The organism is Leptolyngbya sp. BC1307 (assembly GCF_002286735.1).
Classification (GTDB): Bacteria; Cyanobacteriota; Cyanobacteriia; order Phormidesmidales; family Phormidesmidaceae; genus Phormidesmis.
Genome location: NZ_NRTA01000200.1, coordinates 1 through 497, shown reverse-complemented (window position 1 = coordinate 497; position 497 = coordinate 1). Strand labels below are relative to the sequence as shown.

The window sequence follows — 497 nt, the reverse complement described above, 5'->3', positions numbered from 1 at the left end:
TCAACCACGCCCCGATAGGAGCTGTGGCAGATCAGCACCAACCCCAGCATCAGCTGGTACAGCCAGTTCTTGGTCACCGGCAGATGGAACAAGACGTCATCACCTGGGGACGGCACAAACGACTCATCTAGGGCTTGCTGAGCTTTGTCGACCTGCTGGTAAACGAACTTCCGGCTGACCTGGTGCTCTGCTGCTAGATGACTGATGGGGACTGATCGGGAGAGTGCCTGTATGCCAAGATTTTGACGAACTTCCCGGGATAGACTGGCGGCAACGGAAAGGGTTCGGCTCATGGATTGCGATGGCGACGCCCGCTGGAAGCGATCGCGGTGGAAGGAGGTGGGCAACCACTCAGCCTACCTGATTGCTCCCAAAGTGTGACCCCGAATCAAACCACGCCCCTTCAATCACCTCGACCACGAGCGGACACTGCTGGCGGCATCGAGTCGATTGCGGATACTAGAGCCAGCTTCGCCATCTGGCACACTGTAGAAACG

Annotated in this window: 1 pseudogene; it reads right to left on the bottom strand. The window is 57.7% G+C overall.

Annotation, left to right across the window (positions count from 1 at the left end):
• Positions 1–293: pseudogene (locus CKL79_RS22770) on the bottom strand (hypothetical protein); the annotation flags it as partial.
• Between the last annotated feature and the right edge of the window lie 204 nt (positions 294–497).